12 protein-coding genes are annotated in these 19,557 nt (G+C 63.0%); 7 read left to right on the forward strand and 5 right to left on the reverse strand.

The genetic code is table 11. From position 1 onward, the window contains the following. The first annotated feature begins 4 nt into the window (after positions 1-4). From metF to INS93_RS03785, 4 genes are all read left to right on the forward strand, one after another. Complete coding sequence (gene metF, locus INS93_RS03770; RefSeq protein ID WP_160019003.1) at positions 5-850, forward strand: methylenetetrahydrofolate reductase [NAD(P)H]; 846 nt, start codon at positions 5-7, stop codon at positions 848-850. A gap of 82 nt (positions 851-932) precedes the next feature. Continuing rightward, a complete protein-coding gene (gene ppnN, locus INS93_RS03775) occupies positions 933-2,306 on the forward strand; it encodes a nucleotide 5'-monophosphate nucleosidase PpnN (protein ID WP_192980351.1) in 1,374 nt (457 codons plus the stop codon). 52 nt (positions 2,307-2,358) lie between these two features. Further along, a complete protein-coding gene (locus tag INS93_RS03780) occupies positions 2,359-3,117 on the forward strand; it encodes a substrate-binding periplasmic protein (protein WP_192980352.1) in 759 nt (252 codons plus the stop codon). Positions 3,118-3,304: 187 nt separating this feature from the next. Further along, a complete protein-coding gene (locus INS93_RS03785; RefSeq protein ID WP_192980353.1) occupies positions 3,305-5,197 on the forward strand; it encodes a DEAD/DEAH box helicase in 1,893 nt (630 codons plus the stop codon). A 112-nt stretch (positions 5,198-5,309) separates the two neighbouring features. Here the strand turns inward: INS93_RS03785 and INS93_RS03790 are convergent, their stop codons facing one another. Beyond that, on the reverse strand, positions 5,310-5,885 hold the full coding sequence (locus tag INS93_RS03790; protein WP_090336017.1) for a YceI family protein: 576 nt from the start codon (positions 5,883-5,885) through the stop codon (positions 5,310-5,312). A 60-nt stretch (positions 5,886-5,945) separates the two neighbouring features. Next, a complete protein-coding gene (locus INS93_RS03795; protein WP_192980354.1) occupies positions 5,946-6,491 on the reverse strand; it encodes a cytochrome b in 546 nt (181 codons plus the stop codon). 259 nt (positions 6,492-6,750) lie between these two features. Between INS93_RS03795 and INS93_RS03800 the strand changes: the two genes are divergently transcribed. The 3 genes from INS93_RS03800 (at position 6,751) to INS93_RS03810 (ending at position 10,697) form a co-directional block, all read left to right on the forward strand. Next, on the forward strand, positions 6,751-8,154 hold the full coding sequence (locus tag INS93_RS03800; protein WP_192980355.1) for an adenosylmethionine--8-amino-7-oxononanoate transaminase: 1,404 nt from the start codon (positions 6,751-6,753) through the stop codon (positions 8,152-8,154). 129 nt (positions 8,155-8,283) lie between these two features. Further along, on the forward strand, positions 8,284-9,009 hold the full coding sequence (locus INS93_RS03805; RefSeq protein WP_192980356.1) for a 16S rRNA (uracil(1498)-N(3))-methyltransferase: 726 nt from the start codon (positions 8,284-8,286) through the stop codon (positions 9,007-9,009). 206 nt (positions 9,010-9,215) lie between these two features. Next, positions 9,216-10,697, forward strand: a complete 1,482-nt coding sequence (locus INS93_RS03810) for an alanine/glycine:cation symporter family protein (RefSeq protein ID WP_192980357.1) — start codon at positions 9,216-9,218, stop codon at positions 10,695-10,697. 78 nt (positions 10,698-10,775) lie between these two features. Here the strand turns inward: INS93_RS03810 and INS93_RS03815 are convergent, their stop codons facing one another. From INS93_RS03815 to INS93_RS03825, 3 genes are read right to left on the reverse strand one after another with little or no spacing between them, the layout of a single operon-like run. After that, entirely contained in the window at positions 10,776-11,246 is a 471-nt protein-coding gene (locus INS93_RS03815; RefSeq protein WP_075744938.1) for a chemotaxis protein CheW, read from the reverse strand. Between the two features lie 10 nt (positions 11,247-11,256). Continuing rightward, positions 11,257-12,276 carry a chemotaxis protein CheB gene (locus INS93_RS03820; protein WP_160018994.1) on the reverse strand — a complete coding sequence of 340 codons (1,020 nt, stop codon included), beginning with the start codon at positions 12,274-12,276 and terminating at the stop codon, positions 11,257-11,259. After that, positions 12,273-19,544, reverse strand: a complete 7,272-nt coding sequence (locus INS93_RS03825; protein WP_192980358.1) for an Hpt domain-containing protein — start codon at positions 19,542-19,544, stop codon at positions 12,273-12,275. The genes INS93_RS03820 and INS93_RS03825 overlap by 4 nt, the downstream gene beginning before the upstream one ends. Positions 19,545-19,557 lie beyond the last annotated feature (13 nt).

The following is a 19,557-nucleotide window of genomic DNA, read 5'->3' on the forward strand; positions in this document are numbered from 1 at the left end:
CCCTATGAGCCAAGAACGCCGCTACAGCTTCGAGTTCTTCCCTACCAAGACCGAAGCCGGGCATGAAAAACTGATGGACGTGGCGCGCCAGCTGGCGACCTACAAACCCGATTTCTTCTCTTGCACTTACGGCGCCGGCGGCTCGACACGCGACCGCACCCTCAACACCGTGCTGCAGCTCGATGGCGAGATCAAGGTGCCCACCGCCCCGCACCTGTCCTGCGTGGGTGACAGCAAGGCCGAACTGCGCGAGCTGCTGAATCTGTACAAGAATGCCGGCATCAAGCGCATCGTTGCCCTGCGTGGTGACCTGCCATCCGGCATGGGCATGGCCAGCGGCGAGCTGCGCTACGCCAATGAGCTGGTCGAGTTCATTCGTACCGAAACTGGTGATCACTTCCATATCGAAATCGCCGCCTACCCGGAGATGCATCCGCAGGCGCGCAACTTCGAGGACGATATCGCCAACTTCGTGCGCAAGGCCAAGGCCGGTGCCGACAGCGCCATCACCCAGTACTTCTTCAACGCCGACAGCTACTTCTACTTCGTCGAGCGCGTACAGAAACTGGGCGTGGATATTCCGGTGGTGCCGGGCATCATGCCGATCACCAACTACAGCAAGCTGGCGCGCTTCTCCGACGCCTGTGGCGCAGAAATCCCACGCTGGGTACGCAAGCAACTGGAAGCCTACGGTGACGACGCCGACAGCATTCGCGTCTTCGGCGAACAGGTCATCAGCGAGATGTGCGAACGCCTGCTGCAAGGCGGCGCGCCCGGCCTGCACTTCTACAGCATGAACCTGGCTGGCCCCAGCCTGGCCATCTGGAACAATCTCAAGCTGCCGCGTTAACAGGCTGCTTACTCACAGGCTGCCCATCTTGGGCAGCCTGCTCGCTTCACCCTCCCGCCTTGCCGCCGAAGGATCGCCCCTCATGCTCAAACGCACCAAGATCAACGCCTCAGTCAGCCCCAAGGGCAGCCTGGAAACCCTCTCGCAGCGCGAAGTACAGCAACTGCGCGAAACCGGCTCCGGCAGCGTTTATCGCCTGTTCCGCCAGTGCGCACTGGCGATCCTCAATACCGGCTCGCACAGCGACAACGCCAAGACCATCCTCGAGGCCTACCCGGACTTCGAAGTGAAGATTCACCAGCAGGATCGCGGCATCCGCCTGGAGTTGATCAACGCTCCGGCTGACGCCTTCGTCGATGGTGAGATGATTGCCAGCACCCGCGAGATGCTGTTCAGCGCCCTGCGCGACATCGTCTACACGCAAAGTGAGCTGGAGAACAAGCGCATCGACCTGGACAGCTCCGAAGGCATCACCGATTACGTCTTCCATCTGTTGCGCAACGCCCAGACCCTGCGCAGCGGCGTCGAACCGAAGATGGTGGTGTGCTGGGGCGGCCACTCGATCAGCACCGAGGAATACAAGTACACCAAGAAGGTCGGTCACGAACTCGGTCTGCGCGGCCTGGACATCTGCACCGGCTGCGGCCCGGGCGTGATGAAGGGGCCGATGAAGGGCGCCACCATCAGCCACGCCAAGCAACGCAACCTCAAAGGCCGCTATCTGGGCCTGACCGAGCCCGGCATCATCGCTGCCGAAGCGCCGAATCCGATCGTCAACGAACTGGTGATCCTGCCGGACATCGAGAAGCGCCTGGAAGCCTTCGTCCGCGTCGGCCACGGCATCATCATCTTCCCCGGCGGCGCCGGTACTGCCGAAGAGTTCCTCTACCTGCTGGGCATCCTCACCCACCCGGACAACCAGGATCTGCCCTTCCCGGTCATCCTTACCGGCCCGAAGAGCGCCGGCCCGTACCTGCAGCAGCTGCATGATTTCATCGGGGCGACCCTCGGCGAGGCCGCGCAGCAGCGCTATCGCATGATCGTCAACGACCCGACCGAGGTCGCCCGTGAGATGGCCGTCGGCATCAAGGCCGTGCGCCAGTTCCGCCGCGAGCGAAACGACGCATTCCACTTCAACTGGTTGCTGAAGATCGACGAAAGCTTCCAGCACCCGTTCGAGCCGAGCCACGAAGCCATGGCCAGCCTCAACCTGACCCGTGAACAACCGCTGCATCACCTGGCCGCCAACCTGCGTCGTGCGTTCTCCGGCATCGTCGCGGGCAACGTCAAGGAGAACGGCATCCGCCTGATCGAGGAGCACGGCCCCTACGAGATTCGCGGAGAAACCACCATCATGCGCCCGCTGGATCGCCTGCTGCAGGCCTTCGTCGAGCAGCACCGCATGAAGCTGCCGGGTGGCAGTGCCTATGAGCCCTGCTATCGGGTAGTCGACTGAGGCTGCGCAAGACGCACTTTCAAGGCACCGGCAAAATCGATAATCTGGCGCGATGCCATTATTCCAGCGCCAGATTATCGCCACCCTCTTGCTATGCTGTTGCGCTTTCTCCGCCCGCGGTGAAACGCTGCGCCTGGTCACTGATGCCTGGGCGCCCTACGTCTACGAGGAAAACGGTCAGGCCGCAGGCCTCGACTACGAGATCACCCGCGAGGTGCTACAGCGCCTGGGGGTAAAACTGGACCTGCAATTTCTGCCCTGGAAGCGCTGTCTGCTGGAGCTGGAACTGGGCCATGCAGACGGCATCCTGGATATTTTCCATCTGCCCGAGCGCGAGGCGAGCATGCTCTTCGTCGAAGAGCCGCTGAGTGATGTCGAACTCGTGCTGTTCTACGCACGTAACCGCCCCTACCCCTATGAGAGTCTGGAAGACTTGCGTGACCTGGTGATCGGCATCTCGCCGGGCTACTGGTACAACGACGAAACCTTCCGCAACTCGCCCTTGTTCAGTCGCGAAGAGGCTCCGACTCACGAGGCCAATCTGGGCAAGCTGATCCGCCATCGCGTCGATCTGGTCATCAACGACCGTCGCGCCGGCCTCTATCTGACCACTCAGCTGGGCTTGCAACCGCAGGTCGACTACAACCGCAAGGCAGTCGGCCATGACCGCATGTACCTCGCACTGCGCCACGACCCTGCCCTGGCACACCTGGCCAAAGACTTCGCTGACGAGCTGCGCCGCTTCAAGCGCGAGCCTGCCTATGCCCAACTGCAGGAGCGCTACGCCAACCCTGAACGACTCAAGCCGTGAACCAACCGACAGGCTGGTAGCTGCGCAAGGCCTCAGCTCTGTTATACTCGGGACTTGCCGCCAGGCTTGCGCCCGGATGCTAGCTCCCAGAAGCCAGCAGTACCGGACGGGATCACTCGCCCCACGTGTGATTCAAGCCAGGCTCTATACCCCCAGGGCCACGCCCTCACTTAGTACAGGATTGCTCATGTCCTTTGCCTCCCTCGGTCTCTCCGAGGCTCTAGTCCGTGCGGTCGAATCCGCCGGCTACACCCAACCCACTCCGGTGCAACAGCGGGCCATTCCCGCCGTGTTGCAAGGTCGCGATCTCATGGTGGCGGCCCAGACGGGTACAGGTAAGACGGGCGGTTTCGCCCTGCCGATCCTCGAACGCCTGTTTCCGGGCGGTCATCCGGATCGCGAACAACGTCACGGCCCGAAACAACCGCGCGTGCTGGTGCTGACACCCACTCGCGAACTGGCCGCCCAGGTGCATGACAGCTTCAAGGTCTATGCCCGCGACTTGAAATTCGTCAGCGCCTGCATTTTCGGCGGCGTTGGTATGAACCCGCAGGTCCAGGCCCTGGCCAAGGGCGTCGACGTACTGGTGGCCTGCCCCGGTCGCCTGCTCGACCTGGCCAATCAGAAAGCCATCGACCTGTCTCACGTCGAAATCCTCGTACTCGATGAAGCCGACCGCATGCTCGACATGGGCTTCATCCACGACGTCAAGAAGGTGTTGGCCAAGTTGCCGACACAGCGCCAGAACCTGCTGTTCTCGGCGACCTTCTCCAAGGACATCACCGACCTCGCTGGCAAGCTGCTGCACAACCCCGAGCGCATCGAGGTCACGCCGCCAAACACCACGGTCGAGCGCATCGAACAGCGCGTGTTCCGCCTGGCCTCCAGCCACAAGCGGGCCCTGCTCGCCCACCTGATCACCCAGGGTGCCTGGGAACAGGTGCTGGTGTTCACCCGCACCAAGCACGGCGCCAACCGTCTGGCCGAGTACCTCGACAAGCACGGTCTGCCGGCTGTCGCGATCCATGGCAACAAGAGCCAGAACGCACGCACCAAGGCCCTGGCCGATTTCAAGGCCAACCAGGTACGCATCCTGGTGGCCACCGATATCGCCGCACGCGGCCTGGATATCGACCAACTGCCGCACGTGGTCAACTTCGAGCTGCCCAACGTCGAGGAAGACTACGTCCACCGCATCGGCCGTACTGGCCGTGCTGGCCGTAGCGGAGAGGCCATCTCGCTGGTCGCGCCGGACGAAGAGAAGCTGCTCAAGGGCATCGAACGCATGACCAAGCAGAAGATCCCCGACGGCGACCTGCTGGGCTTCGATGCCAGCACCGTCGAGGCCGAGCGCCCGGAAACCCGCGAACCGCGCCAGCCGCGCGGGCAGAAGCCGGCCAAGGCGCAGAACGCCCAGGGCGGCGACAAGCCCAAGGGCGAGCGCAACAACGGTGGTCGCAGAGACAAGGGCAAGGACAGCGGCAAGGATCAGAAAGCCAAGCCGCAGCAGCAAGGCCAGGGCCAGAATCGCCGTGGTCAGCAGCCTCGCAACCAGAGTCGTGGCGCAGCTCCAGCTGTTCCACCGTTGCCTCCGGATCGCGATCCGGAAGAGTTCCTCGACGACGAAATCGATAATTTCGGCAACCGTGCCGATTACGTACCGGTGCAGAACAAGCCGCAAGGCCGCGGCCGTCGCCCAGGCGGCGGGACTGCTGGTAATGGCGCGGCTCCAGGCCAGGGCCAGAAAGCCAACAGCAACAACAGGCAGCCGCGCAGCAATGCGGGCAGCAACCCAGGCACCCCCGGCAAGAATCGCCGTCAAGGTGGCCAGGGCGGCCAAGGCCGTAACGGCGGCGGTCGTGGCCGAGCGGCGGACGGTCGTATCACCTCGCTGGATCGCGACGAGCTGCCACGCGCCGAAGCCGCCGTGCGCAACCCGCGCGAAAAGCAGCCAATCATCGTGCACAAGGGCTCGCGCCTGGATCGTTTCCCCAGCGCTGAGCAGCTCGACGAGCTGAGCAACAGCACTCGTCCACGCAGCGAGAAACCGGCGCTGCTGACGCGTAACCGCGAAGAGTAAGCTGCCGCGCTAACGAAAACGCCGCCCATTGGGCGGCGTTTTTCATGGTGCGCTGGCGTGTCCGTTGCGTAGGGTGCGCCGTGCGCACCGATGACCCGCCTCGCCCCTTTTATTACTGACGAACACCTTCGACCGAAATGATCAGCTCGACGGTTTGCGAAGCCGGGCCGAGATCCATGGAAATGTCGAAGTCCTTCAGCGTCAGGGTGGTGGTGCCTTCGAAGCCTGCGCGGTAGCCGCCCCACGGGTCCTTGCCTTCGCCAATGAACTTGGCAGCGATCACCACCGGCTTGGTCACGCCGTTCAGGGTCAGGTTGCCGGTCACGTCAGCAGTGCCTTCGCCAGTGGACTTGACCGAAGTGGATTCGAAGGTGGCAGTAGCGTGCTTGCTCGCATTGAGGAAGTCGGCACTGCGGATGTGCTTGTCACGCTCGGCGTGATTGGTGTCGACGCTGGCGGTCTTCAGGGTCACGTTGACCTTGCTCGCCTCGGGGTTGGCGGCATCGAAGCTGAACGTGCCGTCGAAGTCCTTGAAGGTGCCGTACAGCCAGCTGTAGCCCAGGTGGCTGATCTTGAAGTTGACGAAGGCGTGCTGGCCTTGCTTGTCGATGGCGTAATCAGCCGCCACGGCCTGGCCGCCGATAAGAGCGGAGCCCAGAACCAGTGCAGCGAGGGCATTCTTCAACATGGGGTGTTCTCCTTGCGAGGTTGTCGATCTAGATGGGCATGAGCCCGGTTATGAATTGCTTCAGCGCCCGAACATCCGCAGCAGGGTGCTGTCGCGGTCGATGAAATGGTGCTTGAGTGCTGCCAGGCCATGCAGACCGGCGAAAATCACCAGCCCCCAGGCCAGGTATTCGTGAATCGCCCCAGCAATGTCTTCCTGTTGCGCGATACCCGTCAGGGTCGCCGGCACACTGAACAAACCAAACACCTCGATACCACGGCCATCGGCGGTGGAAATCAGGTAGCCGGAAATCATCACACCGAAAAGACCGAGATAGAGGACGCCATGACCCAGCTTGGAAGCCAGGCGCGTGAGCCGGCCATGGCTGGCCAGGGCTGCCGGCGCAGGATTGAGCAGGCGCCACAGAACACGCAGCAACATCATGGCAAACAGCAGGATGCCGATGCTCTTGTGCAGATCAGGCGCACTCTGGCGCCATGGGTCGTAGTAGCTGAGCCCCACCATCCAGAAACCGAGGGCGAAAAGACCGAACACGACCAAGGCCACCAGCCAGTGCAGCACGACGCTGACCAGACCATAACGAGCAGAGGTATTGCGAAATTGCATAGAAGACTTCCCTAGTCCTGGGTGCGGGCAAGATTAACGACAAATATATCGATTTAAAGCGGAAAATATCGTTATGAAACATCGAGAAATGCGATATTTCATGCCGACTATCTTTAAGCCAGTCAGTTTAGTTCAACGCGTCCATTGCAGAGTTCATAAGCAGCTGTACGGACGGTGCATTGCACCAGACCAGCGGCAACGACCACGTCTCAGTGGTGGCTTCTGGTAGGCTGTGCCGCCGAACACTGGGAGATTCCTCATGAGCCTGAACGACCACTGGATGCAACGCGACCTCGACGTGTTGTGGCACCCCTGCACCCAGATGAAGGATCACGAGCGCCTACCGCTGGTGGCGATTCGCAAGGCCTCTGGTGTATGGCTGGAGGACTTCGACGGCAAGCGCTACCTGGACGCTGTCAGCTCCTGGTGGGTCAACGTGTTCGGCCACGCCAACCCGCGCATCAATGCGCGCATTCGCGATCAGCTGGACAGTCTCGAGCACGTGATGCTCGCCGGCTTCACCCACCAACCGGTCATCGAGCTGTCCGAACGCCTGGTGCAGATCACCCCGGCCGGCCTGAACAAGGTGTTTTACGCCGACAACGGTTCATCGGGCATCGAAGTGGCGCTGAAAATGAGCTTCCACTACTGGCTCAACAGCGGCCAGGCGAGCAAGAAGCGCTTCGTCACCCTGAGCAACAGCTACCACGGTGAAACGGTCGCAGCGATGTCGGTGGGCGACGTGTCGCTGTTCACCGACACCTATAAACCCCTGCTGCTGGACACCCTCAAGGTGCCCAGCCCAGACTGCTACCTGCGCGCCGAGGGCGTGAGCTGGGAGGCGCACTCACGCGCCATGTTCGCCCATATGGAACGGACGCTGGCCGAGCATCATCATGAGGTCGCAGCAGTGATCGTCGAGCCGCTGATCCAGGGCGCTGGCGGTATGCGCATGTATCACCCGGTCTACCTCAAGCTGCTGCGCGAGGCCTGCAACCGCTACGGCGTGCATCTGATTCACGACGAGATTGCCGTCGGCTTCGGCCGCACCGGCACGATGTTCGCCTGCGAGCAGGCCGGCATCACCCCGGATTTCCTGGTGCTGTCCAAGGCACTGACCGGTGGTTACCTGCCGATGGCCGCGGTACTGACCACCGATGAGGTCTACAGCGCGTTCTACGACGACTACGCCACCCTGCGCGCCTTCCTTCACTCGCACACCTACACCGGTAACCCGCTGGCCTGCGCCGCCGCGCTGGCGACCCTGGACATCTTCCGTGATGACAATGTGATCGAGCGCAACAAGGCCCTTGCTGCGCGCATGGCCAGTGCTACCGCGCACCTGGCCGAGCACCCGCATGTTGCTGAAGTGCGCCAGACCGGCATGGCCCTGGCCATCGAGATGGTGCAGGACAAAGCCAGCAAAACAGCCTACCCCTGGCAGGAGCGGCGTGGGCTGCGCGTCTACCAGCACGCACTGGAGCGGGGTGCGCTGCTGCGCCCATTGGGTAGCGTGGTGTATTTCTTGCCGCCCTACGTCATCACACCCGAGGAGATCGATTTCCTCGCCGATGTGGCCAGCGAAGGCATCGATATCGCCACACGCGAATCAGTCAGCGTGGCGGTGGATAACCGTTTTCCCGATCATCGCGATCCAGGTTGAGTGAGCCAATAGCGAAACCCGGTGCGCACGGCGCACCCTACGGCAAGGGCAGCGCTTTTCCGTAGGGTGCGCTGCGCGCACCAGCGCTTTAAACTCGCCGCTTCGAACTTGCCGCCTGTAGCTGTCTTTATGCGCCTATCCCGTTTCTTCATCGATGCCCCACTCTCCCTCGGCCAACACGACCTGCCCGAGGCGCAGGCCCATTACATCGGCCGCGTGCTGCGCCACGCGGCGGGTGACGCTGTGCAGTTGTTCGACGGCAGTGGCCAGGAATACCTCGGCGAGCTGATCGAAGTGGGCAAGAAAAGCGTACGCGTCGAACTGCGCGAAGCCATCGCCGGACTCAGCGAATCCCCTCTGCGCATTCATCTCGGCCAAGGCCTGTCGCGCGGCGAACGCATGGACTGGGCCATCCAGAAAGCCACCGAACTGGGCGCTAACGAGATCACCCCGATCATCTCGGCTCGCTGCGAGGTGCGCCTGAAGGACGAACGCACCGACAAGCGCATGGCACATTGGCGCCAGGTGGCGATCAGTGCCTGCGAACAATGCGGCCGCTCGGTGCTGCCGGTGATCAACCCGCCGCTGGAACTGGCCGCCTGGCTGCAAAGAACCGAAGCGGACCTGAAGCTGGTGCTGCACCCTGTCGCAGCGCCCCTGCAAAGCCACGAAAAACCGAACAGCCTGGCCTTTCTGATCGGTCCGGAAGGCGGTTTGAGCGATGCCGAAGTGGATCAGGCTAAAGTCTCTGGCTTCCATGCAGCCCGCCTCGGCCCCCGCGTTCTACGCACGGAAACGGCTCCCGTGGTGGCGCTGAGCGTCGCCCAACAGCTCTGGGGCGACCTCCAGGCGTAAAATGTCGCCTTGGCGTAACAAAATGTGACCTCAAGAGATTGCAAGACTGACAGTCTTTGTCATGCTCTGCGCGCCGCTCGCGCGACCCGCTCACCAGCAATCCGCGCGCGGCCGAGGCCGGCGCCCCGCAGCGCCGTCCCTCTTCCAATAACAAACAACGGGCTTCGGCCCCGCCCAAAAGGCGGCCGCATGCCCAGGAGCATTGCATGAACGAACTGGTCTCGACCCTAAACGGTCTGGTCTGGAGCCCGGCGCTGATCTATCTATGTCTTGGCGTTGGTCTCTACTTCTCCCTGCGCGGCCGCTTTCTCCAGGTCCGCCACTTCAAAGAAATGATTCGCCTGATGTTCACCGGCAAGACCGATGAGCATGGCATCACCTCCTTCCAGGCCCTGACCATGACCCTCGCCGGTCGCGTCGGTACCGGCAACATTGCTGGTGTGGCTACCGCCATCACCTTCGGTGGTCCGGGTGCCGTGTTCTGGATGTGGATGGTAGCCTTCCTGGGTGCCAGCTCGGCATTCGTCGAGTCCACCCTCGGCCAGGTGTACAAGGAAAAGCTCAACGGTGAATACCGCGGCGGCCCGGCCTTCTACATCGAGCGCGGCCTGGGTCTGAAGTGGTACGCCTGGCTGTTCGCCATCGTTACCGTGTTCGCCTGCGGCCTGCTGCTGCCGGGTGTACAGGCCAACTCCATCGCCTCCAGCGTCAACACCGCCTTCGGTATCGACCCGAACGTCACCGCCGCTGTACTGGCCGTGCTGATCGGTCTGATCATCTTCGGCGGCGTCAAGCGTATCGCCCACTTCACCCAGGTGGTCGTACCGTTCATGGCGCTGGGCTACATCCTGGTGGCGATGGTCATCATCCTGCTGAACATCGAGAAGCTGCCGGAAGTCATCGCACTGATCTTCAAGAGCGCATTCGGCCTCGAGGCCGGTTTCGGCGCCATCGTCGGTATGGCCATCCAGTGGGGCGTAAAGCGCGGTGTCTACTCCAACGAAGCTGGCCAGGGCACTGGGCCGCACGCCTCGTCGGCCGCCGCTGTCAGCCATCCGGCCAAGCAGGGTCTGGTTCAGGGCTTCTCGGTTTACATCGACACCCTGTTCGTCTGCTCCGCCACCGCCTTCATGCTGCTGATCACCGGTCAGTACAACGTGCAGGCCCCGGATGGCAGCGCGCTGTTCACCGGTATCGCTGGCGTAGCCGCAGGTCCGGGCTACGTGCAGACCGCGATGGAGAACATGATGCCCGGCTTCGGCAACGCCTTCGTTGCCATCGCCCTGTTCTTCTTCGCCTTCACCACCATCCTGGCGTACTACTACATCGCCGAAACCAACATTGCCTACATCAACCGCAAGGTGAAGCGCCCCATCCTCACCCTGCTGCTGAAGTTCGGCATCATCGCGGCTACCGTGTACGGCACCGTGCACACTGCCACCTTCGCCTGGGATCTCGGTGATCTCGGCGTCGGCCTGATGGCCTGGCTGAACATCATCGCCATCCTGCTCATGCACAAGGTCGCCTACAAGTGCCTGAAGGACTACGAGCAGCAGTTGGACGAGGGCAAGGACCCGGTCTTCCACCCGGAAAAGCTCGGCATCAAGAATGCCGACTACTGGGGCACCAGCACCTCGGAAGAGAACCTGACTACCGAGAAGGGCGAGGCGCAGCAACCGCAGCGCTGATAGCCGCACAGCAGTAACGAAAAAGCCCCGGCCAGTGCCGGGGCTTTTTCATGGGCGACGTGATCGCGCCGGGTGGGTTCAGATCAGGCCAGCATCGGCGAGCAGTTGCTCCAGTGCGGCCAGATCAGGAATACGCACCACCTCCTCACCGACGCGAGCTGCACCCAGTTCCAGGGGCGCCAGCTCGACATCGGCGCCTTGCAGCTCGCTACCGACCTTCAGCGAGCGCGGAATACCCTGCACCAGCAGCGCGATGAACTTGACCTTGGGGCGACCGCCCAGGGCGTTGATCACCGCAACGCGGGCACCACTGGCGACATGCGCCTGGCCGCCGCTGGCAGCCTCGAAGGAGAGCAGCGGCAAGCGCAGATCACGCCAGGCGATCTGGCCGAGAAACCAGTCGGGAGTGCCCTCAGTGACCTGCGGCGCGCGATAGGGAATCAGCTCCGCCACCGCCACGTTGGGCAGCAACAGGGTGCGGTCGGCCAGAGGCACCAGCAAGCCGGTAAGACTGGCGGCGCTGTTCTGGGTGGCGACGGCTTGGCTCATTGAAACGTCCTCAACTGCAATGTTCGGCGAGGTGATTGACCAGGGCCACGGCGAGCTCACGCGGATCGGCGCTGAAGCTGCTGTAACCCCCCTCGCGCAGGCTGTCGGGCATGCTCGGACTGGCGCAACTGTCTGCGCGCTGAGTCCAGATCGCGCCACCCTGGCGTTTGACGTAGGCGGCGGCGGCGCTGCCATCGCTGCCCATGCCGCTGAACGCGATCACGCCGCACTCGGCGCCGAACTGCTGCGCCAGGTTGAGCATCATCTGATCGATGGAAGGACTGTAGGGCTCCGGCCAGCCGCGTTCGGCGATCTGCATCGCACCGTCTTCGGCAAAGCCCAGCTCGTTGCTGATCGGCACCACCACCACTTCACCGCAACGCACCGGGTCGCCCTGGCGCGCCGGATTGACATGCCACTGGCTGTGCCGGCCGACCGCCTGTGGCAGCGCGGCCTCGAAGCTGGCGTCGATATGCTGGGCGTAGATGAACCCGATGGGCAGGCCACCCGGCAGGGCATCGAGAAATGCCTTGACCGCCGCCGGACCACCCAGCGAGGCAGCCAGCAGCCATACCTGACGGGCCGGCTCGCCAGCTTTCAGCGGCGTGTTGGCCAGTGATTGCGGCAGCTCCAGACGCGCCGGACGCTGTGCTTCGTCGAGCAGTGCCTGCAAACTCGGTCCGACTGCCTGGGTCGGATCACCGACCAGGCGCTTGAGCTTGCCAAACAGGCTGCGCTCCCAACGCGGGTAGTTCTCCGAATGGCGCTCGGGGGCATGTCCCTCGCCGAACAACACCGGGGCGCTGACGCGCTCGAGCAGGCTGTCGACAAGCGGAGAATCCTCCGACTGGGCCAGATCCACCAACCACAGGTCGGTCTCGCAGGCTGCCAGTTGCTCCTCGTCGAGCCGCGCCGGGTCGCTGTTGAGCACCACCTGATAACCACCACCTGCCAATGCCTGCTGTAACACATGACGCTGCAGTGAGGTGTCGGCGATTACTGCGATACGCGCGGAGGTTTTGTCTGTCATGTCCGTTTGACCCGATGGCTATCCACTAACTGAGCGATGGTGTCGAGCAGCAAGGACTCCTGATAGGGCTTGCCGAGATACTGATTGACGCCGATGGACATGGCACGCTCGCGGTGCTTCTCACCGGTACGCGACGTGATCATGATGATCGGCAGATCCTTGAGGCGCTCGTCGTGACGCACCAGCGTGGCCACCTCGAAGCCGTCCATGCGCGGCATCTCGATGTCCAGCAGCATGATGTCAGGCTTGTGATCCTGCAGCTGGGCGATGGCATCGACCCCATCCTTGGCGGTGACCACGTTCATGCCATTACGCTCAAGCAGACGGCTGGTGACCTTGCGCACGGTGACCGAGTCGTCCACCACCATGACCAGCGGCGGCCGGTCGGCCTCGACCTCTTCATTGGCCGCAGCCTGACGCGAAGCCAGGCGCGGCATCAGCTGATTCTGCAGATGTGCATGCAACACACGAATGGTCGCCAGCAGATCGAGAATCACCACCACGCGACCGTCACCGAGGATCGTCGCACCGGAGATCCCGTGCACCCCGGCGAACTGCGGGCCGAGACTCTTGACCACGATCTCGCGCGAACCGGCCAGGCTGTCTACCTGCACCGCCACGGCGTGCTCGCTGGAACGCACCAGAATCACCGGCAGCGGCAGGCTCTGGCCCACCAGTTTGGGCTGCTGACCGTTGTTCAGCAGATCGCCCAGGTACTTCAGTTCGTAGGCCTGTCCGGCGTACTCGAAGCGCGGTGCATCCGGCGCGTAGTAGGCCTCCAGCTCGAACGGCGAGACCCGCACGATACCTTCGATGGTGTTCAGCGGGATGGCGTAGAGGTCTTCGCCGGAGTACACCATCAGTGCTCGGTTGACCGACACGGTGAACGGCAGGCGAATGGTGAAGCGCGTACCCTGACCCAGCGTCGAGTCGATGCTCATCGAGCCGCCAAGCTGCTTGACCTCGGAGTGCACCACGTCCATGCCGACGCCACGACCGGAAATCTGCGTGACCTTCTCGGCAGTGGAAAAACCCGCCTCGAGAATGAACTGCAGGATTTCGTGATCACTCAGATCGCTGTCGGCGTCCATCAGCCCGCGCTCGATAGCCTTGCGCCGCACGGCCTCCAGGCGAATACCACCGCCGTCATCGTCCAGGGTAAGAACGATGTCGCCGCCCTCACGACCGAGATTGAGACGAATGGTGCCGGTTTCCGGCTTGCCGACATCGCGGCGCACGGCAGTAGGCTCGATGCCGTGATCGACGGCGTTACGCAGCATATGCTCCAGAGGCGCGACAATGCGCTCGAGCACGGTACGGTCCATTTCCCCCTCGGCGTTGCCGACGACGAATTCCACCTGCTTGCCCAGCTCACCCGCCACCTGACGCACGATGCGGCGCAGACGCGGTACCAGACGATCGAACGGCACCATGCGGGTGCGCATCAGACCTTCCTGCAGCTCGGTGTTGACCCGCGCCTGTTGCAACAGCAGGGTCTCGGCGTCGCGGTTCTTCGCCGCCAGGGTTTCCTTCAGATCGAGCAAGTCGGAGGCAGACTCGAACAACGCACGGGACAGCTGCTGCAGCTGCGAGTGGCGGTCCATCTCCAGTGGGTCGAAATCTTCATAGCCGGCGCGCTCGGCCTCGGCCTGATAGCGACTGAGGATCTGCGCCTGGGTCTCGGTATCGAGACGGCGCAGTTGGTCACGCACGCGGTCGATGGTCGCTTCCATCTCGCTCAGGGTGAAGCCGACATCGCTCACCTGCTGCTCGACACGGCCACGGAAGATCGATGTTTCACCGGCCAGGTTGACCAGACCCTCGAGCAGCTCGGCTGGCACCTTGACCAGCTCCTGTGGCGCGCGACGGGATGCCGCCTCCAGCGCTGCCTCCTGCGCACGCTGGACGAACGGCAACACCTTCGGCGCCTGCAACTGGCTCGGCACGTCACTGGCAGCGATGATCGGGTTGAGCAGATTGCTCACAGGCGCTGCCGCTGGCTCAGCCTCGGCCACCACCGGCTCATCGCCGAGGCTGGCGCTGAGGCGCTGGCGCAGCACATCGAGCTCATTCTGCAGCCCTTCGAAACCGGACTGCACGTCGAGCAGCAGACTCTCCGGCCAGGGTGCACCCTGCTGCAGCGCCTCGCTGAGGTGCTGCTCCAGGTCGTGGCTCAGATCGCCCAGGCGCTTCTGCCCAGCCAGGCGAGCGCCGCCCTTGAGGGTGTGCAGCGTGCGCAACATTTCGTCGATGGCGCGGCCATCATCAGGTTGTTCTTCCCAACGCCCAATCGCTGCCTCCATCGCTTCGAGCAGGTCATCGCCTTCTTCGAGGAAGATATCGAGGATGTCACTGTCAGCCTCTTCGGCTTCGTCGCTCTCGACCACGGCCCTGAGCTGGACCGCCGACGGGATGCTCAGCTGCTCGTCAGGATTGGCGCGAAAGCGCTTGATCGTCTCGATCAGGGCATGGCCCTGCGGCACCGCTCGTTTACCACGCACAGCTTCGAGCATCTCGGCCAGGCGGTCGTGGCAGGCCTGCAGCAGAGTGAACAACTCCTGGCTGGCTCGCAGGCGACCGCCACCGAGACCTTCGTAAAGGAACTCCAGCTCGTGGGCCAGATCGCCGATCTCGCGAATTTCGGCCATGCGCGCACCACCCTTGAGGGTGTGCAGGTCACGCTGCAGGGCTTCCAGCTCCAGGCTGTTGTCGACATCGCCCATCCAACGCTGCAGAGCAGCGCCAGCACTGTCGATGATATCGAAACCTTCCTCGAGGAAGATTTCCACCAATTCGGGATCGCGCTCTTCATGCCAGTTGGCCAGCGTCGCGCCTTGTGGCTCTGGCTCGACAATAGCCTCAGCCTGAGCTGGCAGTTCGTCTTCGGGCAATACCAGCTCGACTTCGTCGATCAGCGGCAACTCTGCCTCAGGCTCTGCCTGTGGCGCTTCGTCGAGCACGATTTCGTCTTCGACCAGTGCCAGAGGTGGTAGCTCGACGCTATCCGGATCCAGCGCTTCGATCGGCTCGACGAGATCGTCGTCCAGCGCCGGTTCAACCTGAGCGACAGCGGCCGACAGGCTCTGCGGCGTACCGCCCTGGCGGAACTGACGAATTGCCTGAATCAGATCGTCACCAGAAACCAGCGGCTGGCGGGCCTGCAACTGATCGAGCATCTGTGCCAGGCGATCATGGCTTTGCTGCAGCAGGTTGCCCAGCGCCGGCGAATAGTTGTAACGGCGGTCGACCAAACCCTCGTAGAGCGACTCCAGTTCGTGGCCAAGATCACCAATCGGGCGAATCGCGGCCATGCGTGCACCGCCCTTGAGGGTGTGCAGATCGCGCTGCAGCGACGACAACGGCATGGTGTTGTCAGGCTCACCGAGCCAACGTTCCAGCGCCTGACCGGCGCTGTCGAGAATATCCACAGCCTCTTCGAGAAAGATCTCGACCATTTCTTCATCGAGGTCGGAGTCGACAGGGGTGAAACCCAGCTCGGCCTCGGTCTGCTGCTCCAGACCAGCGGCCTCGACGACTTCCGGCTCGACGGGCGACTCTTGCCACTGCAGCGGATCTGCCTCGGCTTGCTCCAGCTCGGCAGTGGCCTGGTCCAGCTCGATGATTTCCAGCCCCTCGGCGCCAGGCGCCAGCAAGGCCAGGGTATGCGGATCGATGGCTTCGCTCAGCAGGTCACGCAGCGCCTGTACGCGCTCGGGTTGCGGGCTGACCTGCAAGGCAGCAGCGACCTGATCCATCATGCCGATCAGCACTTCGTGGGCCTTTTCCGCCTCGTCGAAGAAGCGTTCGCTGACGGCCAGGCTGCCTTCCTCGACAGCGCCATAGAGATCCAGCAGGGCTTCGCAGAGTTCGTCGATCTGCGGCAGCTCGGCCATTTCAGCGCCACGACCGAGGGTGGTCAGCTCTTCCAGCAGCGCAGACAGCTCCTGACGCTCGGACGGATGCTCGCGCCATTTACGCAGCAGGTCCTCGGCATCCAGCAAGATGTCCATACCCTCGGCGAGGAAGATGCTGATCATCTGTGGATCGCGGCTTTCGCCGCTCTGAGCCATCCGCTCGCCTTCGGCGTTTGCGAGATGCTCCTGATGCAGCGCCTGGACGCGGGCAAGGAATGCCTCGGCGCCAGGAATAGGTGCAAGAGGCTGACTCTCGAGGTTATCGAGACCGATACGGAACACGCCCTCGGCGCTACTCAACAACTCGGCAGCCGCCAGATCCACCTGGATCAGGTTGGTCTTGAACTCCTTGACCAGCTTCTCCAGCGGCGCAGCGATTTCCGCCACCGGCAGGATGCCGGCCATATAGGCACTGCCTTTGAGGGTATGCAGGGCGCGCTGCAGGTCGTCGGTGACTGGCTGCGGCAGCTCCTGCGCGCAATCGGCGAGAAAGCCCACCAGAGTATCCAGATGGGTTTCCGCCTCGTTACGGAAGATTTCCAGCAACTGGGGGTCGAGGGGCTCACCATTGAGGGGCTCGCCGTCGAGAGACTCGCCATCGAGCGGTTGGTCGGTGAGCGACTCGACCTGCTCGACGACCTCGGTAGCGTCGTCAACGCCCGCGGGCTCGGCTACCTGCTGGGTGGCCGGGGCGTCAGATTTTGGGGGCGTCAGCCCCTTGGCCAGGGCATGCGCGGTGGCCGCCAGCAGATCGACATCGTCGCGCTGACGCTGAGCCTTGGCGGCGAATTCGTCGACCAACGCCGGCATCAGAGCCACTACGTCGAGCACCACCTGCTGCACCGGTGCACTCGGTTCGATGCTGCGGTCCAGCACGCGGTTGAGCAAATTCTCGATGGACCAGCCCAGTTCGCCAATGATCAGCGCGCGAACCATGCGACCGCTGCCCTTGAGGGTATGGAAGGCCCGACGCACTTCGATCAGCGCGTCCTTGTTCTCGGTATCGGCCTGCCACTGCGGCAGGTATTCGCCGATGGTTTCCAGCACCTCACCGACTTCTTCGATAAAGACTTCCAGCAACTCTTCATCCACCGGCTCTTCATCGGCAGGCGGCGGCAACAGGCTCGGAGGTACATCGGCGGCAGGCGGATTGATAGCCTGTACCGGCGCGGCCATCACGTCAGCCATCGACAGCGGCTTCTCTGCCACTGGCTCCTCGACCTGGATGTGCGGCGCGCTGGGCAGCTCGACTTCCGGCAGCTCCAGGTCGGCCAGTTCCAGCTCGTCCCACTGGTTAGCTTCGGCCAGTTGCTCCAGGCTCAATTCTTCGAGTTCCAACGCCGGCTCGTCTTGGGCGTCGAACAATGGCGCAGCAATGATCTCTTCATTCTGCGCAGCGGGCAGCTCTTCGAGCTCGCCCAGCTCGAAGGTGAAGGTCTCGGCGCTCTCGCTCACTGTCGGCAAGTCAGGCTCGACGTCCGCCAGTCCCAGCTCGGCAACGGCTTCTTCAGGTACATCGAGCGAATCGAAGGTCAGCGGCTCGACCTCGGAGAGGGGCTCCTCGAGCTGTTCGTCCTCGGCGCCCAGCAGTTCGATTTCCTGCAGCGGGTCGGCCAGCGGCGCCAGGCTTTCCTCCAGCGGTTCGACGCGGTCGAGAATCGACGGCTTTTCCTTGAGCGGATAACCCAGTGCGTCCAGGCTTTCCTCGGCGACGTCGAGAATCAGGTCGCCCTGCGTGCCATGGTCCTCGGCCAGACGCTCGAGGTAATACTCGACGCTGGTGATGGCATCAGCCAGGGTGTCCAGGCTCTGCCAGTTGGGCACGGCCTTGCGTGCCAGCAACTGCTCCTGAATGTAGCGGTTGCAAGCATTGAGCAGATCAGCGGCGCGCTGCAGCGGAATCATCGCCAGGCCGCCACGAACCTGGGTCAGCAGACCTGGCACACGCGCCAGGTGCTCGTGATTCCACTGCGAGGCGATGAACTCGATGATCGCGTCCTTTGCCTGCTCCAGACCGTTGCGCGCCTCTTTGATGACCACCTGATGAATCTGCGCCACATCGGTGGTGGGCAGGTGGCTCTGCTCGTTCTTGCTGTCATCGCTCGGCCCGACCATTCCGGCCAGTGTCGCCTCGACGTAGAGCAACGCGCCAGCCACATCCATCAGCACAGCATCGTTGGGCTCGCGCTGGCCGAGGGACAGGCCGTGAATGACGTCGATCTGGTCGAGAATGACCTTGCGCGGCTGGCCGAAACCGAGCACTGCGAGGGTATCGGCGATTTGCTTGAGCGGCGCCAGCAGGGCGTCCAGCTCACTGGGTTGACTGCGATCACTGCGCACGAACAGGTCCAGGCTGTCCTTGACCCGCACCAACTCTTCGCAGAGAGCAGCCACCACAGAACGCATGGCATCGCGGTCAGGACCGGCCAGACGGGCACGCTCCTCATCCACCACTTCGGTGTCGGGCAGCGCTTCGTCGAGACGATACTGCTCCTTCAGCGCGCGAATACGCGGCGATTGCGCCGGCGCCTTGGCCACGTAGAACAACAGGTTCTTGGTCAGCTCATCGGCAGCGGGCTGATTGATACCATCGGCCCCCTGCTCGACCAGGCGCTTGAGCTCCTTGTCGACCTGACGCAGCAAGGTGCGCACCGAGGTACCGTTGACCACGCTGCCGTTGGCCAGACCTTCGACCATGCCGGAAGCGATCTGCCACAGGCCGCCCAGCGGGGCGTCCTTGCACAGCGTTTCCAGACGGGCGAAAACACGTGCCATGTAACCGAGATTGGTCGCCAGATCCTGATTGCGGATCACGCCGACAAGGGCCATTTGCAGCATCTGCCGCAGTTTGCGCAGCAGCACCGGAAGCTCGGCAGTACGCAGCCGCGCCAGGCTATCGGACGGTAGCGCCGGCAGACGCGCGGACATGTCCGGGGAGAACAGGCTGGTTTCCGACAGCAGCTTTTCGCCACGGGCGGCACGCAGATCGTTGAGCAGCGGCAGCACGACCATGGGCAGGTCGCGGCGAGCGGTCTGGATACGGTCGAGGTACACCGGCAGTTGCAGGATGGCCTGCATCAGCACTTCCAGGGCTTCGCCTTGGTTGGCCACGCGACCTTCCATCAGCGCCTTGGCCAACTGTTCCATTTCCTCGGCAAGCAGAGCAGCGCCGTAGAACTCGACCATCTGCAAGGTGCCGTGAACCTGGTGCACGTAGGTCAGGCAGAAGCGCATGCGCGTAGGGTCCTGCGGGTTCTCGACGAACGCCTCCAGGGCTTGCCGCGCCTGCTTCAGGGTTTCCCCGATCTCGCCTTTGACCCACTCCAGGGCGACATAATCATGCCGATCACCCATAGCCACTCCACTC

It is taken from the genome of Pseudomonas sp. EggHat1 (assembly GCF_014892995.1).
Classification (GTDB): Bacteria; Pseudomonadota; Gammaproteobacteria; order Pseudomonadales; family Pseudomonadaceae; genus Aquipseudomonas; species Aquipseudomonas chaetocerotis.

Excerpts from the sequence above, each read along its gene's own strand:
- metF (WP_160019003.1), top strand. The coding sequence starts at position 5 with ATGAGCCAAGAACGCCGCTACAGCTTCGAGTTCTTCCCTACCAAGACC.
- ppnN (WP_192980351.1), top strand. The coding sequence starts at position 933 with ATGCTCAAACGCACCAAGATCAACGCCTCAGTCAGCCCCAAGGGCAGC.
- INS93_RS03780 (WP_192980352.1), top strand. The coding sequence starts at position 2,359 with ATGCCATTATTCCAGCGCCAGATTATCGCCACCCTCTTGCTATGCTGT.
- INS93_RS03785 (WP_192980353.1), top strand. The coding sequence starts at position 3,305 with ATGTCCTTTGCCTCCCTCGGTCTCTCCGAGGCTCTAGTCCGTGCGGTC.
- INS93_RS03790 (WP_090336017.1), bottom strand. The coding sequence starts at position 5,885 with ATGTTGAAGAATGCCCTCGCTGCACTGGTTCTGGGCTCCGCTCTTATC.
- INS93_RS03795 (WP_192980354.1), bottom strand. The coding sequence starts at position 6,491 with ATGCAATTTCGCAATACCTCTGCTCGTTATGGTCTGGTCAGCGTCGTG.
- INS93_RS03800 (WP_192980355.1), top strand. The coding sequence starts at position 6,751 with ATGAGCCTGAACGACCACTGGATGCAACGCGACCTCGACGTGTTGTGG.
- INS93_RS03805 (WP_192980356.1), top strand. The coding sequence starts at position 8,284 with ATGCGCCTATCCCGTTTCTTCATCGATGCCCCACTCTCCCTCGGCCAA.
- INS93_RS03810 (WP_192980357.1), top strand. The coding sequence starts at position 9,216 with ATGAACGAACTGGTCTCGACCCTAAACGGTCTGGTCTGGAGCCCGGCG.
- INS93_RS03815 (WP_075744938.1), bottom strand. The coding sequence starts at position 11,246 with ATGAGCCAAGCCGTCGCCACCCAGAACAGCGCCGCCAGTCTTACCGGC.
- INS93_RS03820 (WP_160018994.1), bottom strand. The coding sequence starts at position 12,276 with ATGACAGACAAAACCTCCGCGCGTATCGCAGTAATCGCCGACACCTCA.
- INS93_RS03825 (WP_192980358.1), bottom strand. The coding sequence starts at position 19,544 with ATGGGTGATCGGCATGATTATGTCGCCCTGGAGTGGGTCAAAGGCGAG.